Raw genomic sequence first — 14,695 nt, 5'->3', positions numbered from 1 at the left:
ACCTATGAGCAACACAGAAAGCATTATCGTTGGCCAGACAAAAACGTCCTCCTGGCGTAAGTCTGATACCACCTGGACGCTTGGCCTGTTCGGAACCGCCATTGGCGCAGGCGTGCTGTTCTTCCCCATTCGCGCAGGCTTTGGTGGCCTGATCCCTATCCTGCTGATGCTGGTTCTCGCGTTCCCGATTGCGTTCTACTGCCACCGCGCGCTGGCGCGCCTGTGTCTGTCAGGCAGTAACGTCTCGGGCAACATCACCGAAACGGTAGAAGAGCACTTCGGTAAGACCGGCGGGGTGGTGATCACGTTCCTCTACTTCTTTGCGATTTGCCCGCTGTTGTGGATTTACGGTGTCACTATTACCAACACCTTCATGACCTTCTGGGAAAACCAGCTCCAGCTGCCCGCGCTGAACCGCGGCGTGGTGGCGCTGTTCCTGCTGCTGCTGATGGCCTTTGTTATCTGGTTCGGTAAAGACCTGATGGTGAAGGTCATGAGCTTCCTGGTGTTCCCGTTTATCGCCAGTCTGGTGCTGATTTCCCTGTCGCTGATCCCTTACTGGAACTCGGCGGTCATCGACCAGGTCAACCTCAGCGATATCGCCTTCACCGGTCATGACGGCATCCTGGTCACGGTGTGGCTGGGGATCTCCATCATGGTCTTCTCCTTCAACTTCTCGCCTATCGTCTCCTCGTTTGTGGTCTCCAAGCGCGAAGAGTACGAGCCACAGTTCGGTAAAGAATTTACCGAGCAGAAATGTTCCAGAATCATCGGTCGCGCCAGCCTGCTGATGGTCGCCGTGGTGATGTTCTTCGCCTTTAGCTGCCTGTTTACGCTCTCCCCGCAGAACATGGCGGAAGCCAAAGCGCAGAACATTCCGGTGCTCTCATACCTGGCGAACCACTTTGCGTCGATGTCGGGAACCAAATCGACGTTCGCGACGGTACTGGAATACGGTGCCTCCATCATCGCGCTGGTCGCTATCTTCAAATCCTTCTTCGGCCACTATCTGGGGACGCTGGAAGGGCTCAATGGTCTGATCCTCAAGTTCGGCTACAAGGGCGATAAGAAGAAAGTGTCCGTGGGCAAACTGAATACCATCAGCATGGTGTTCATCATGGGCTCCACCTGGGTTGTTGCGTACGCCAACCCGAACATTCTTGACCTTATCGAAGCGATGGGTGCGCCGATCATCGCCTCTCTGCTGTGCCTGCTGCCGATGTATGCCATCCGCAAAGCGCCGGCCATGGCGAAATACAAAGGCAGACCGGAGAACATCTTCGTCACGATTGTGGGTCTGCTGACCATTCTGAACATCGTTTACAAACTGTTCTAACCAAAGCTCAGGAAGAGCGGAGTCACATGATGAATGAGTTTCCGGTTGTACTGGTTATTAACTGCGGATCGTCCTCCGTTAAGTTTTCGGTGCTTGATGCCGGCAGCTGTGACGCCCTGCTGACGGGCATTGCGGACGGTATCAACACTGAAAAGGCCTTTATTTCCGTAAACGGGGGTGAGCCAGTCAGGCTGGCTTACCATGACTACGAAGGGGCGCTGGCAGCCATCGCCCTGGAGCTGGAGAAGCGTAACCTGATGAGCAGCGTGGCCTTAATTGGCCACCGCATTGCGCACGGCGGCGACCTCTTCAGCGAGTCGACCCTGATTACGGAAGAGGTGATTGCGCAGATCCGCCAGGTTTCCCCGCTGGCGCCATTGCATAACTACGCAAACTTAAGCGGCGTGGAAGCCGCAGAGCGCCTGTTCCCGGGCGTACAGCAGGTCGCGGTGTTCGATACCAGCTTCCACCAGACGCTGCCGCCGCAGGCGTATCTGTACGGATTGCCGTACCGCTATTTTGAAGAGCTGGGCGTGCGTCGCTACGGCTTCCACGGTACCTCTCACCGCTACGTGGCCGGGCAGGCGCAGGCGCTTCTCGGGCTGTCCCCCGATGACAGCGGCCTGGTGATTGCCCATCTCGGCAACGGGGCGTCCATCTGCGCGGTGCGCAATGGCGAAAGCGTGGATACCTCCATGGGGATGACGCCGCTGGAAGGGCTGGTGATGGGCACGCGCTGCGGCGACGTGGATTTTGGTGCAATGGCGTGGATTGCCCAGCAGACCGGCCAGTCGTTTGAGGATCTGGAGCGGGTGGTCAACAAAGAGTCGGGGCTGCTTGGCATCTCCGGCATCTCTTCAGACCTGCGGGCGCTGGAGAAAGCCTGGCACGCGGGCAATGAACGTGCCCAGCTGGCGATCCAGACCTTTGTGCACCGTATTGCACGTCACATTGCCGGTCACGCGGCGTCGCTGCACCGCCTGGATGGAGTGATCTTTACCGGCGGCATCGGTGAGAACTCAACGCTTGTCCGCGCCCTGGTGGTGGAACGCCTGAAGGTGTTTGGCATCATCCTCGATGACGCCAAAAATGCCCTGCCGGGCAGCGCGGGTGAACGCGTCATCAGCACCGAGTCGTCCCGCGTGGCCTGCGCGGTTGTCCCTACCAACGAAGAAAAAATGATCGCGCTGGACGCCCTCCGTCTTGGGAAGGTTACCCCGGCTGCGGCTTACGCCTGATAAAGCGAGAATAAAATGAAAGTAACAATCGATACGGGCGTCGCGCCCTACAGCGACGCATGGGCCGGGTTTCGCGGTGAAGAATGGAAAGACACCGTCAACGTGCGCGATTTTATTCAGCATAACTACACCCCTTATGACGGCGACGAAGCTTTCCTCGCGCAGGCGACGCCAGCAACGACGGCGCTGTGGCAGAAGGTAATGGTCGGCATTCGTCAGGAGAACGCCACCCACGCCCCGGTGGATTTTGACACCAATATCGCCACCACCATTACCGCGCACAGGCCAGGCTATATCGACCAGGATCTGGAGACGATCGTCGGCCTGCAAACCGATAAACCGCTGAAGCGCGCCCTGCATCCGTACGGCGGGATCAACATGATCCGCAGCTCATTTGAAGCCTACGGCCGCGAGATGGATCCGCAGTTCGAATACCTGTTTACCGATCTGCGCAAAACCCACAACCAGGGCGTGTTTGACGTGTATTCGCCGGAGATGATGCGCTGCCGTAAATCCGGCGTGTTGACCGGTCTGCCGGACGGCTACGGGCGCGGGCGCATCATTGGCGACTATCGCCGCGTGGCGCTGTACGGGATCGGCTATCTGGTGCGCGAGCGTGAACTGCAGTTTGCCGATCTGCAGGGGAAACTGGAGCGCGGGGAAGATCTCGAGGCGACGATCCGCCTGCGTGAGGAGCTGGCGGAGCACAAACGCGCGCTGCTGCAGATCCAGCAGATGGCGGCGAACTATGGCTTTGATATCTCACGTCCGGCGATGAACGCTCAGGAAGCGGTGCAGTGGGTCTATTTTGCCTACCTGGCGGCGGTGAAATCCCAGAACGGCGGGGCGATGTCGCTGGGGCGCACGGCCTCGTTCCTCGATATCTACATTGAACGCGACATGCAGGCCGGGCGTCTGAATGAGGTTCAGGCGCAGGAGCTGATCGACCACTTCATTATGAAGATCCGCATGGTGCGCTTCCTGCGCACGCCGGAGTTCGACACGCTCTTCTCCGGCGATCCGATCTGGGCGACGGAAGTGATCGGCGGCATGGGGCTGGACGGCCGCACGCTGGTGACTAAAAACAGCTTCCGCTATCTGCATACGCTGCACACCATGGGGCCTGCGCCGGAGCCTAACCTGACGATCCTCTGGTCAGAACAGCTGCCGATCGCGTTCAAGAAATACGCCGCGCAGGTATCGATCGTCACCTCTTCGCTGCAGTATGAGAACGACGACCTGATGCGTGCGGACTTCAACAGCGACGACTACGCCATTGCCTGCTGCGTCAGCCCGATGGTGATCGGCAAGCAGATGCAGTTCTTTGGCGCTCGCGCCAACCTCGCCAAAACGCTGCTGTACGCGATCAACGGCGGGGTGGACGAGAAGCTGAAGATTCAGGTCGGCCCGAAAACCGAGCCGCTGCTGGACGACGTGCTGGACTACGACACCGTGATGGCGAGCCTCGATCACTTTATGGACTGGCTGGCGGTGCAGTACATCAGCGCGCTGAATCTCATTCACTACATGCACGACAAGTACAGCTACGAAGCCTCGCTGATGGCGCTGCATGACCGGGACGTTTACCGCACCATGGCATGCGGCATTGCTGGCCTGTCGGTAGCGGCGGATTCCCTGTCGGCCATTAAATACGCCACGGTTAAGCCGGTGCGCGACCACACCGGCCTGGCGGTCGACTTTGTGATAGAAGGGGACTACCCGCAGTACGGCAACAACGACGACCGCGTGGACAGCATTGCCTGCGATCTGGTGGAGCGCTTTATGAAGAAAATTCAGGCGCTGCCCACCTACCGCAACGCGGTGCCGACCCAGTCGATCCTGACCATTACCTCCAACGTGGTTTACGGCCAGAAGACCGGTAACACGCCGGACGGACGCCGCGGCGGCACGCCGTTTGCGCCAGGCGCAAACCCGATGCACGGCCGCGACAGAAAAGGGGCGGTGGCCTCGTTAACCTCGGTCGCCAAGCTGCCGTTCACCTATGCCAAGGACGGGATCTCCTACACCTTCTCCATCGTGCCGCAGGCGCTGGGCAAGGACGAGCTGGTCCGCAAAACCAACCTGGTGGGGCTGTTGGACGGGTATTTCCATCACGAAGCGTCCATCGAGGGGGGGCAGCATCTGAACGTCAACGTCATGAACCGGGAGATGCTTCTGGATGCCATTGCGCACCCGGAAAATTATCCGAACCTGACCATCCGCGTTTCGGGATATGCGGTGCGGTTTAACGCCCTGACGCGCGAGCAGCAGCAGGATGTGATTTCAAGGACGTTTACGCATTCCATCTGACGCAAATGACGCCTCATGCCCCCCCAGCGCAGGGGGCATTTTTTTGCCCGCTAAACATACAAAATTGTTTATATAATTACTCACACATATTCATCCGCTCTTGAAAAACAATACGCCTGCTTTCCCCTATAACAGCATGTAAGGACAGTAAGATGATGAAAATGACCCGTATTGCGTTGGCCGCCGCCGCGCTGGCCCTGTGCAGTTTTACGGCGCAGGCCGCAAACGTTGAGGCTGCCCCTTCTCCATCGCAGGATCCGCTGGTCCAGCACCTGAAGCTCAGCAATGAGCAGGTGAAGAAGATTGAAGATCTGCATAAGCAGCTGGAACAAAATGTCAGCAACATTCCGATGACGGGCGTGAAGGACGGGGCGCTTATCGACATGTTCCAGGCGGGTAAATGGGACGAAAGTACGGTGAAAAGCCAGCTTACCGCATTCAGCAAAATTGAAGAGCAGACCCGTTATTACCGCGTGAAGTATTACTTCGACGTCAGCCAGGTATTGACGCCGGAGCAGCGCAAGCAGATCAGAACCGATATGGCTAACGCGCTGGCAGAGTGATTTCGTCGTCGCGAACGGCGCTGGATGATTCTGCCGTGGCTCAATCGGTCCCCTCTCCCGTTGGGAGAGGGTTAGGGTGAGGGCGTTCTCTAAACCGGCAAATCAATCAGCAGCGCGCGCAGCGGCGTATCTGCCACCAGCGTGATATTCGCTTCATCACGAATAAACGCCCCGTCGCCGCAGGTGAGCGCTTCTTTCTCTTCCGCATGCGTCACCGCATGCACCGTGCCGTGAATCGACTGCAAATAGGCGCGCGGCCCGTGAAGCTGGAAGCTCGCCTGTTCACCTTTCTTCAGCTCGATATGGTGCAGCCACACCTGCTGGCGCAGCTGCAGACTACCTTTGCTGCCGTCCGGGGATGCGATCAGCTGCTGCTTATCGCCCGTTAAATCTAACTTCTGTACCAGCGGATTTTCCCGCTCGGGGCAGGCATCAAGCCACAGCTGCATGCGGGTCAGCGTTTTATCTTTGCTGAGGTTATGCTCGCTGTAGCTTATGCCCGGCTGAGTGGAAATTAACAACGCTTCGCCAGCCTTTGCCTGGACATGATTGCCCTCGCTATCGCGGTATTCTGCCTCGCCTTCCAGGATCAGGTTCAGGATATCGACTTTCGGGTACGTGCGCGGCTGGAAGGAGGCACCCGGGGCGAGCACTTCCTGATTCAGCACGCGTAGTGATGCGTAACCGAGGAGTTTAGGGTCAAAGTAGTGTCCAAAGGAAAAGGTGTAGCGGGCCTGCAGCCAACCGAAATCGGCTTGTCCGCACTGTTTAGCTGTTCTTGTCGTAATCATAAACTTGACCTCTCTTTACACTAAAACAATGGTAAAGGTATGGACGCTGCATTGTTAGCCAGATATTCTGCCCGGTATGTTCAAATTTCCTGAATGAGAACGAGATGGCTAAAGAGAGAGCATTGACGCTTGAGGCGCTTCGCGTCATGGACGCGATTGACCGACGCGGCAGTTTTGCGGCGGCAGCTGATGAACTGGGGCGCGTTCCGTCTGCGCTGAGCTACACTATGCAAAAGCTGGAGGAAGAGCTGGACGTGGTGCTGTTTGACCGCTCCGGTCATCGAACAAAATTCACTAACGTCGGGCGAATGCTGCTGGAGCGCGGCCGCGTGCTGCTGGAAGCGGCGGATAAGCTCACGACGGACGCCGAAGCGCTGGCGCGGGGCTGGGAAACCCATCTGACGCTGGTGACGGAAGCGCTGGTGCCGACTGAAGCGCTGTTCCCGCTGGTGGACCGCCTCGCAGCCAAAGCCAACACGCAGCTGTCAATTATCACCGAGGTGCTGGCAGGCGCGTGGGAGCGTCTGGAGACGGGCAGGGCGGACATCGTCATTGCGCCGGACATGCACTTTCGTTCCTCATCGGAAATCAACTCGCGCAAGCTTTACAGCGTGATGAACGTCTACGTTGCCGCACCCAATCATCCGATTCACCAGGAGCCGGAGCCGCTCTCTGAAGTCACGCGCGTGAAGTATCGCGGCGTGGCGGTCGCGGATACCGCGCGCGAGCGCCCGGTGCTGACGGTGCAGCTGCTGGATAAACAGCCTCGTCTGACGGTGACGTCACTGGAAGACAAACGGCAGGCGCTGCTGGCCGGTCTCGGCGTGGCGACGATGCCTTATCCATTTGTGGAAAAAGATATTGCGGAAGGACGGCTGCGCGTTGTCAGCCCGGAATATAGCCACGAGGTGGATATCATTATGGCGTGGCGTCGCGACAGCATGGGCGAAGCCAAATCGTGGTGCCTGCGCGAAATACCCAAACTCTTCGCCCACCACAATAAATAAACGCGTAGGCCCGGTAAGCGTAAGCGCCACCGGGCTCTGATTTACACGCCGGCTTTCGGGTCCGGACCAAAGCGGTTTTCACCCGGCGTGCCGCTCTGACAGTTGAAGATCAGAATCACGATCCAGCCGACAATCGGGATCAACAGCAGCAGTAACCACCACGCCGAACGATCGGTATCGTGCAGCCGACGGAACAGTACCGCCCATGATGGCAGCAGGACTAACAGGCCATAGATGGTAGTCAGCACGCCTTCTCCGCCAGCCCGCTCCCAGCCAAGAATTTTATCAATAATACCCAGCACCATAATGAGAATGAAGTTCACCAGAACAAACATCCAGTACTCTTTACGGCGGGCGCGGCCACCAAATCCAATATAGTTACGCAGTACTTTTAAATACCAGTCCATTTTCCTTGCCTCAATAATCAGTCAATCACTTGTTTTCTAAGCAATCAAAGTAAGGATAGATGGAGATTGTGAATTAAAAAAGGGCATCTATTGATGCCCTTAATATTTATCCAAATCGAACGTCGCGCCCGTGCGGTTCATCCAGATCCTGCCACGGGCCAATGGAGATAATGCCCGTTGGGTTGATGGTCTTGTGGCTGCGGAAATAGTGGGTGCGGATATGGTCGAAGTCGACCGTGTCGGCAATACCCGGCATCTGGTAGATGTCGCGCAGGAAGCCATACAGGTTCAGGTAGTCGCTGATGCGGTGTTTATCGCATTTAAAGTGGGTAACGTACACCGGATCAAAGCGAACCAGCGTGGTCCACAGGCGAATGTCCGCTTCCGTCAGGCGGTCACCCGTCAGGTAGCGGTGCTGGCCGAGGATCTGTTCCAGACGCGCCAGCGATTCAAACACCTTCCCGACCGCTTCGTCATACGCTTCCTGGCTGGTAGCAAAGCCAGCTTTGTAGACACCGTTGTTGACGTTGTCGTAAATCCAGCTATTCAGCTCATCAATCTTTTCGCGCAGTTCAACCGGATAGTAATCCCCGGCGCGGGCGCCGTGAGCGTCAAACGCGGTGTTGAACATGCGAATGATTTCCGCAGACTCATTGCTGACAATCGTCTGGTTTTTCTTGTCCCAGAGCACCGGCACGGTAACGCGCCCGGTATAGTGCGGATCGGCGCGCAGATAGAGCTGGTAAAGGAAATCATGGTGGTAAAGCTCGTCGCCGGTCGCGGCAGGGAAATCACCGTCAAACGTCCAGCCGTTTTCCAGCATCAGCGGGTTCACCACCGAAACCGGAATTAAAGATTCGAGGCCTTTGAGCTTGCGTACAATCAGCGTGCGGTGTGCCCACGGGCAGGCAAGGGAAACATAAAGATGATAACGGTCTTTCTCCGCCGCGAAGCCGCCTTCGCCGCTCGGGCCAGGCGCACCATCAGCGGTGAGCCAGTTACGGAAGGCCGAAGCTGAGCGCTTGAAGCGACCACCGGTGGATTTGGTGTCATACCAGACATCCTGCCAGACGCCGTCTACGAGTTGTCCCATTTTTTCTCCTCCTTCAGATAGCAAAAGCGAGGAGATGTCTCCTCGCTTTGTGTTCATTCAGTATAGCGCGCTTACCATTTCTTATTCAGAACGCGGTCGATGCTGTATGCACCCGGGCCAGTGATGGCCAGCAGCAGGAAGCCACCCGCGATGGTCAGGTTTTTCATGAACATCAGAGAGTTCACGCCTTCCGCAAAGTTGCTGTGGAAGAGGAACGCTGTCAGCAGGGTGAAGCCCGCGGTGAACAGCGCGGTGGTGCGGGTCAGGAAGCCGAACAGAACCGCCAGGCCGCCGCCGAACTCAAGAAGAATGGTCAGTGGCAACAGGAACCCCGGAACGCCCATGGCTTCCATATATTGCTGGGTACCCGCATAGCCGGTGATTTTTCCCCAACCTGCGACGATGAACAGAATTGGCATCAGAATACGCGCTACCAGTACACCAACATCTTCTAATTTTTTCATTTTACTCTCCAGGAAACCACATCAGCGGCTGAACTTTATTTGTCTGCAATTCCGGGTAGATACCGCGTCATTGCTGTCGATGGAGAGCATCATAAACGTGACGGTTGGCGATTGTTAGCAAGGAAAACTGTCAATCTAATTCAAAGATATTGAGTAAGGGAGGTTGGGGAAATGTTGCCGGGTAAGGCGTAGCCGCCACCCGGCAACAAGGCTAGCGCAGCTGCTGCTGACGAATCGTGGCTTTCACCAGACGCCAGGCGCTCCAGGCACCGAAGCCACGGCGGGCCCAGCGGATCAGCATATTCGGATGACGAACCGTCCAGATAGCCATCACGCTGCTGCCGACCAATGCCCAGGAACGCAGGCTCAGGACGGTATTCCAGCCACGGTCAAAGCGTCGCGTCGCATCAATCCAGTCGCGACGGCTGGCAGACAGGTCCAGCCGTTGCTGCTGGATCTGACTTAACAGGTACGCTTTTCGCTTCTGACGTTCGGCTTTACCGCTCACGGCTTGTCATCCTCCAGCAGGGCGCGATCGTTAGCCAGCTCCTGGCGCGTATGGCGCAGGAGCGTGGATTTACGCGCTTTGCGCAGCGTCCAGATACCGCCAATCAGCGCCGCGACCAGCAGAACGACGGTGGTGGCGATCATCGCGTTAAGACGATACTGCGGGTCAATGGCCCAGATGATTAACACCATCAGGCTCATCAGACCAAACGCGGCGAAGAGCATGGTCAGCCCGAGCATCAGCAGCATCTGGAAGAGGTTTGCTTTCTCCTCTTCCAGCTCGACCACTGCCAGCCGGACGCGCGTTTCGGCAATTCCAACCAGCGTCGTTAGAATACGCTGGCCGATGCCGAGGACGTTGTTAGCAGGCCCTTGTGCGTGACGAGGATCTTCCATATCAACGACGCGTCAGAAGGACACCCAGTACCACACCGACTGCGGCACCAATTCCTACGCCCGTCCATGGGTTATCACGCACGTATTCGTCCGCACGGGCAGCCGCTTCGCGGGTCTGTTTCGCCAGCGCATCGCCGGTTTCACCCAGACGATAGCGGCTCTCCTTCAGCGCCTGCTCCGCTTTGCTGCGCAGTTTGCTGACCTCTTCTTTTGACTTGTCAGCAGAGGAGTTCAGCACCTCTTCAAGGGTATCGGCCAGGGATTTCAGTTCAGCGCGCAGATGTTCAGACGTCGTATCTTTTGACATGATTCTCTCCTGTTGAGATTTCCGTTAACTCAATAATCGCGAGCTTCCAGCGCTTTCAGGTCGTCCTGCGCTTCTTTCAACTTCTTCTCGCGCTTGGCAATTTTTTCCGCATCCCCTTTCTCTTTCGCTTCCTGCAGGTCGCGACGGCGCTCAGCTATCTCGTCCTTCTGTTCAGCGATTTTTTTCTGGTGATCGGCACGAAGCTTGCTGTCTGAACAGTTCGCTTTCACTTCGCTCAGCGCTTTTTTAAGACCATCAACACGGTGCTGATTGTTATGCTTTTCGGCATAACCGATCTCACGCTGAATATCCTGTTCTTTCTCCTGACAGAGAGAGGTTGCGAAGGATGCTGTGCTTAAAGAAAAAAGGGCCAGAGCCAGAGTAATGCGGAATTTCATTATCGAAACCTTCCATTGTGTTACGGCGTAAGCCGTTATCCAAAATTATGCGGAGTACATTCGAGGGATGCTCCGCGTACTTAAGCATAGTAAGTAAACGGGGGATTCACCAAAGTGAGTGAAAAGATTCGGAATCGTGGTAATTATCCAAACCGATGCGACGTATCGCGAATCAATGACAGCCAGGCTGCAGGTTGGCTGACTTCTTCCTGCTGAGCAATGATATACCCGTGCGGCAGCGTACGGTCGAGCACCACTTTCGCGGCGGCGCTTTGTGCACGGGAATCAAACTTAATCAGTAAAACATCGTCCTGCGGGGTGATGCTCTTAAAGCGGATCCCGTTCGCATCCAGATGATGCCAGACAGAAAAACCGTCAGGCACGCTGGCACCCTGGTTTACCGGGCGAATGGCCAGCGTCGATTCCTGATGCGAAAGCGCGCTCCAGGCCAGCAGCATGGCGCTGAGTACCACCAGTGCAACCACGGCAAAGGCGAAACGGCGCAGAGCGAGCGGTGAGATAGCCATCGTTAACCTCTGGCTCCGTATTTCTTTTTCCACAGGACAACCAGGGAGCCAATCAGGCCAAAGACCAGCAGCACAACGGGCAGCAGCATCAGGCAGGACATCAGCTGGTCCTCATATTTCATGAAGACCGGGGTTTTACCCAGCGCGTAGCCCAGCGTCGTCAGAATAAGCACCCATAGCAGGCCGCTCATCCAGTTGAAGAACTGGAAGCGCGCGCTGCTCAGACCGGACAGGCCGGCAATCGTAGGCAGCAGGGTACGAACAAAAGCGATAAAGCGTCCAATCAGCAGCGCGGAAAGCCCGTGCTTATGGAACAGGTGGTGCGCCCGCTGGTGATAATGCGCGGGAAGATGAGAAAGCCAGTTCTGGACGATCCGGGTATTGCCCAGCCATCGCCCCTGGATGTAGCTCACCCAGCAGCCGAGGCTTGCGGCGACGGTCAGTAACAAAATGGTATGTGGAAACGCCATCGCCCCTTTGGCACACAGCACGCCAACGAGCACCAGCAAGCTGTCACCGGGCAGGAAGGCAGCAGGCAGCAAACCGTTCTCAAGGAACAGGATCATAAACAAGACGAAATAGAGCATGCCAATCATGGAGGGGTTGGCCAGCGTTTCAAAATCCTGCGCCCAGAGGGCATGCAGTAGTTGGGTCAAAAGTTCCATTCAGTGTTCCTGGAAATCGGTTAACGTCACGCCTGTTATCCGGGACAAACAGCACGGCGACATTGTTGTGATTTCATTATGGTCGCTCGCGGACACATTGCGGTGTGGCCAACACTGTTCCCTGTTAATTGGCTGGTTAGCAAGCACTAACTTACAAAATAACGAATTGAATCCAATTGTAACAAAGCCCAACGTTCTGCGTCACAGAATTTGCAGGGGTGAGTTGATTTTGGCGTAAGCCATGGAGGGGAGCGAGGGGATTTACAAAGGCTGACACTATATATGTTTTGCTTACCTGCTCAAGCCGGAGGGCGCAGCGAAGCGCCTGCCGGCAGAAAGGTCATCTATTTTGCGGCACTGGACGCCGTATCGAGATGAACAACGGGATTATCGGCAAAAAGATAGCGGTCAGCGTTAAATTCGAAGTCATCGCTGGTTTCATTGAACAGCATCTGCTTGGTGTTTTCCAGGTGCTGCCACATCGCCAGCTTAGCGGCATGCGGGTCTTTACGAATCAGCGCCTTGAGAATTTGATCGTGGTCGTCACACCAGTTGTCGACGGTACGAGAATCGATATGGTCGTGCAGTTTTTTCCAGTACGGGTTGTGAACGCGTTGAGTCCACATTTTCTCAACAATTGCCGCCAGCGCCGTGTTTTGGGTTGCCAGGGCGACCTGAACGTGGAACTGCAGATCCCATTCTGAATCACGGAAACATTTTTCCTTGCGGGCATTCTCCTGGATTTCCATCAGCTTCATGATGTCCTGCTTGGTCACCTGCGTCGCGGCAAATTCGGCAATATTGCTTTCGATCAGCTGGCGAGCCTGGAGCAGCTCAAACGGACCATAGCTGGCGAATTCCAGACTTTCGTCCGCGACGGGAGAGTGTTTCGGCAGATTAGAAATCACGTGAATGCCGGAGCCTTTGCGTACCTCAACGTAGCCTTCCACTTCCAGCATGATGATCGCTTCGCGCACGACGGTGCGGCTCACGCTTTTTTCATCCGCGATAAAGCGCTCGGCGGGAAGTTTATCACCGACAAGATAGACCCCTTGCTCGATGCGATCTTTCAGCTCGGCAGCAAGTTGTTGATATAAACGACGTGGTTCGGTGATTTCCATATGCGCTCCAGGCAGGGTACGGCAGATGATTTGTTATACCACTTTTGCGTGCCACTCTCCAGATTATGCCATTAAAAAAGCCGCCCGGAGGCGGCTTCGGTGAAACGCATTTTCGCTAACTCTGCGTTGCCGGTTTTCCGAGGGACTCTTTCGCCAGCTCCTCTGCCGACTTGCTTCTTAGCACCGTCCAGATAACCACTGCCCCCAGCAGGTCGAAGATTGCCAGCACCGCGAACAGCGGGCTAAAGCCGATGGTATCCGCCAGCGCGCCGACCACCAGAGCAAACATCGTACTTGCGGTCCAGGCAGCCATCCCGGTCAGGCCGTTAGCGGTTGCCACTTCGTTACGGCCGAAGACGTCAGAGGAGAGCGTAATCAGCGCGCCGGACAGGGACTGGTGCGCAAAACCACCGATGCACAGCAGGGCGATAGCCACGTACGGGCTGGTGAACAGGCCGATCATACCCGGACCAATCATCAGCAGCGCGCCCATAGTCACCACCATCTTACGGGAAACGATCAGGTTCACCCCAAACCAGCGCTGGAACAGCGGTGGCAGGTAGCCGCCAACGATACAGCCGAGGTCAGCAAACAGCATTGGCATCCAGGCGAACATCGCGATCTCTTTCAGGTTAAAGCCGTAGACTTTAAACATGAACAGGGGGATCCACGCGTTGAAGGTACCCCAGGCCGGTTCAGCCAGGAAACGCGGCAGGGCGATACCCCAGAACTGACGGGTACCCAGGATCTGCCAGACGGTCATTTTTTTGCCGTTGTTGGTCTGATGCTGCGCTTCCTGACCCCCAATGATGTACTCGCGTTCTTCTTCAGACAGTTTTTTCTGATCGCGCGGGTGTTTATAGAAAATCAGCCACGCCATGGCCCACGCAAAGCTCAGCACGCCAGAGATGATGAACGCCATCTGCCAGCTGTGCATCACGATAGCCCACACCACCAGCGGCGGCGCAATCATCGCCCCGATGGACGAGCCGACGTTGAAGTAACCGACCGCAATGGAACGCTCTTTTGCCGGGAACCACTCGGAGCTGGCCTTCAGGCCTGCGGGGATCATGGCGGCTTCTGCCGCACCGACCGCGCCGCGCGCCAGCGCCAGACCACCCCAGCTGCCGGCCAGCGCGGTTGCTCCGCAGAACACCGCCCAGGCGATGGCGAAGAAGGCATAACCGATTTTGGTGCCGAGAATGTCCAGCACATAGCCTGCCACCGGCTGCATGATGGTATACGCCGCGGAATAGGCGGCAATGATGTAGGAGTATTGCTGCGTGGAGATATGCAGCTCTTCCATCAACGTTGGCGCTGCTGCTGCCACGGTGTTACGCGTCAGGTAGCCCAGCACGGTGCCTAACGTCACCAGCGCGATCATATACCAACGTAACCCTTTAATTTTACGCATCTAAAACCTCATCGTTATGTTATTTCCGCGCCAGAACGCGGCAACCTCTCAACCGTTTCCGGGAGCAGTTGTGTAACGGGAGGGGCGTAGCCGGGAGCATGTCCCGGAACGACCCGAACCTTGCCATAAGTAAGCGTGCATAAGTCGGTAT

17 protein-coding genes are annotated in these 14,695 nt (G+C 56.5%); 5 read left to right on the top strand and 12 right to left on the bottom strand.

All coding sequences use genetic code 11. The features are described from left to right. Window positions 1-4: 4 nt before the first annotated feature. The 4 genes from tdcC (at window position 5) to AC3WOK_RS12715 (ending at window position 5,447) form a co-directional block, all read left to right on the top strand. Window positions 5-1,336 carry a threonine/serine transporter TdcC gene (gene tdcC / locus AC3WOK_RS12730; RefSeq protein WP_063430963.1) on the top strand — a complete coding sequence of 444 codons (1,332 nt, stop codon included), beginning with the start codon at window positions 5-7 and terminating at the stop codon, window positions 1,334-1,336. A gap of 29 nt (window positions 1,337-1,365) precedes the next feature. Next, window positions 1,366-2,574: a propionate kinase gene (gene tdcD / locus AC3WOK_RS12725; RefSeq protein WP_492354662.1), complete on the top strand. Its 1,209-nt coding sequence runs from the start codon at window positions 1,366-1,368 to the stop codon at window positions 2,572-2,574. 15 nt (window positions 2,575-2,589) lie between these two features. Further along, on the top strand, window positions 2,590-4,884 hold the full coding sequence (pflB, locus tag AC3WOK_RS12720) for a formate C-acetyltransferase (RefSeq protein ID WP_492354623.1): 2,295 nt from the start codon (window positions 2,590-2,592) through the stop codon (window positions 4,882-4,884). A gap of 152 nt (window positions 4,885-5,036) precedes the next feature. Next, entirely contained in the window at window positions 5,037-5,447 is a 411-nt protein-coding gene (locus AC3WOK_RS12715) for a Spy/CpxP family protein refolding chaperone (protein ID WP_059312201.1), read from the top strand. An 89-nt stretch (window positions 5,448-5,536) separates the two neighbouring features. On the opposite strand, the gene AC3WOK_RS12710 is transcribed toward AC3WOK_RS12715, so the two are convergent. Then, window positions 5,537-6,238: a pirin family protein gene (locus AC3WOK_RS12710; RefSeq protein WP_023294637.1), complete on the bottom strand. Its 702-nt coding sequence runs from the start codon at window positions 6,236-6,238 to the stop codon at window positions 5,537-5,539. Between the two features lie 104 nt (window positions 6,239-6,342). Between AC3WOK_RS12710 and AC3WOK_RS12705 the strand changes: the two genes are divergently transcribed. Beyond that, window positions 6,343-7,245, top strand: a complete 903-nt coding sequence (locus AC3WOK_RS12705) for a LysR family transcriptional regulator (RefSeq protein ID WP_023333543.1) — start codon at window positions 6,343-6,345, stop codon at window positions 7,243-7,245. Window positions 7,246-7,286: 41 nt separating this feature from the next. Here AC3WOK_RS12705 and AC3WOK_RS12700 read toward each other — a convergent pair whose 3' ends face one another. The 11 genes from AC3WOK_RS12700 to AC3WOK_RS12650 form a co-directional block, all read right to left on the bottom strand. Continuing rightward, window positions 7,287-7,652, bottom strand: a complete 366-nt coding sequence (locus AC3WOK_RS12700; RefSeq protein WP_063430965.1) for a DUF805 domain-containing protein — start codon at window positions 7,650-7,652, stop codon at window positions 7,287-7,289. 106 nt (window positions 7,653-7,758) lie between these two features. Beyond that, window positions 7,759-8,745 carry a glutathione S-transferase family protein gene (locus AC3WOK_RS12695; RefSeq protein WP_492354622.1) on the bottom strand — a complete coding sequence of 329 codons (987 nt, stop codon included), beginning with the start codon at window positions 8,743-8,745 and terminating at the stop codon, window positions 7,759-7,761. Window positions 8,746-8,816: 71 nt separating this feature from the next. Continuing rightward, the gene (locus AC3WOK_RS12690; protein WP_042716298.1) at window positions 8,817-9,209 is read right to left on the bottom strand and encodes a DoxX family protein; all 393 of its coding nucleotides are present in this window, start codon (window positions 9,207-9,209) and stop codon (window positions 8,817-8,819) included. A 211-nt stretch (window positions 9,210-9,420) separates the two neighbouring features. Further along, a complete protein-coding gene (locus tag AC3WOK_RS12685) occupies window positions 9,421-9,717 on the bottom strand; it encodes a YqjK-like family protein (protein WP_059312206.1) in 297 nt (98 codons plus the stop codon). After that, window positions 9,714-10,112, bottom strand: a complete 399-nt coding sequence (locus AC3WOK_RS12680) for a phage holin family protein (protein ID WP_492354621.1) — start codon at window positions 10,110-10,112, stop codon at window positions 9,714-9,716. The genes AC3WOK_RS12685 and AC3WOK_RS12680 overlap by 4 nt, the downstream gene beginning before the upstream one ends. A 1-nt stretch (window position 10,113) precedes the next feature. After that, window positions 10,114-10,419, bottom strand: coding sequence for an ElaB/YgaM/YqjD family protein (locus tag AC3WOK_RS12675; RefSeq protein ID WP_008503141.1), 306 nt, complete (start codon window positions 10,417-10,419; stop codon window positions 10,114-10,116). 29 nt (window positions 10,420-10,448) lie between these two features. Continuing rightward, window positions 10,449-10,817, bottom strand: a complete 369-nt coding sequence (locus AC3WOK_RS12670; protein WP_047347748.1) for a DUF1090 domain-containing protein — start codon at window positions 10,815-10,817, stop codon at window positions 10,449-10,451. A 143-nt stretch (window positions 10,818-10,960) separates the two neighbouring features. Continuing rightward, window positions 10,961-11,344 (bottom strand): EnvZ/OmpR regulon moderator MzrA, encoded by a 384-nt coding sequence (mzrA, locus tag AC3WOK_RS12665; RefSeq protein WP_059312207.1) that lies wholly within the window; start codon window positions 11,342-11,344, stop codon window positions 10,961-10,963. A gap of 2 nt (window positions 11,345-11,346) precedes the next feature. Next, window positions 11,347-12,009 carry a DedA family general envelope maintenance protein YqjA gene (yqjA, locus tag AC3WOK_RS12660; RefSeq protein WP_023309289.1) on the bottom strand — a complete coding sequence of 221 codons (663 nt, stop codon included), beginning with the start codon at window positions 12,007-12,009 and terminating at the stop codon, window positions 11,347-11,349. A gap of 344 nt (window positions 12,010-12,353) precedes the next feature. Beyond that, window positions 12,354-13,130: a transcriptional regulator ExuR gene (exuR, locus tag AC3WOK_RS12655; RefSeq protein WP_023309288.1), complete on the bottom strand. Its 777-nt coding sequence runs from the start codon at window positions 13,128-13,130 to the stop codon at window positions 12,354-12,356. Window positions 13,131-13,245: 115 nt separating this feature from the next. Further along, complete coding sequence (locus tag AC3WOK_RS12650) at window positions 13,246-14,544, bottom strand: MFS transporter (RefSeq protein WP_047347750.1); 1,299 nt, start codon at window positions 14,542-14,544, stop codon at window positions 13,246-13,248. Window positions 14,545-14,695: the final 151 nt, after the last annotated feature.

It is taken from the genome of Enterobacter sp. FW301-JW81, assembly GCF_058788735.1.
Note: the sequence above shows the minus strand (reverse complement) of the source record. Positions and strands in the feature narration are given on the sequence as shown.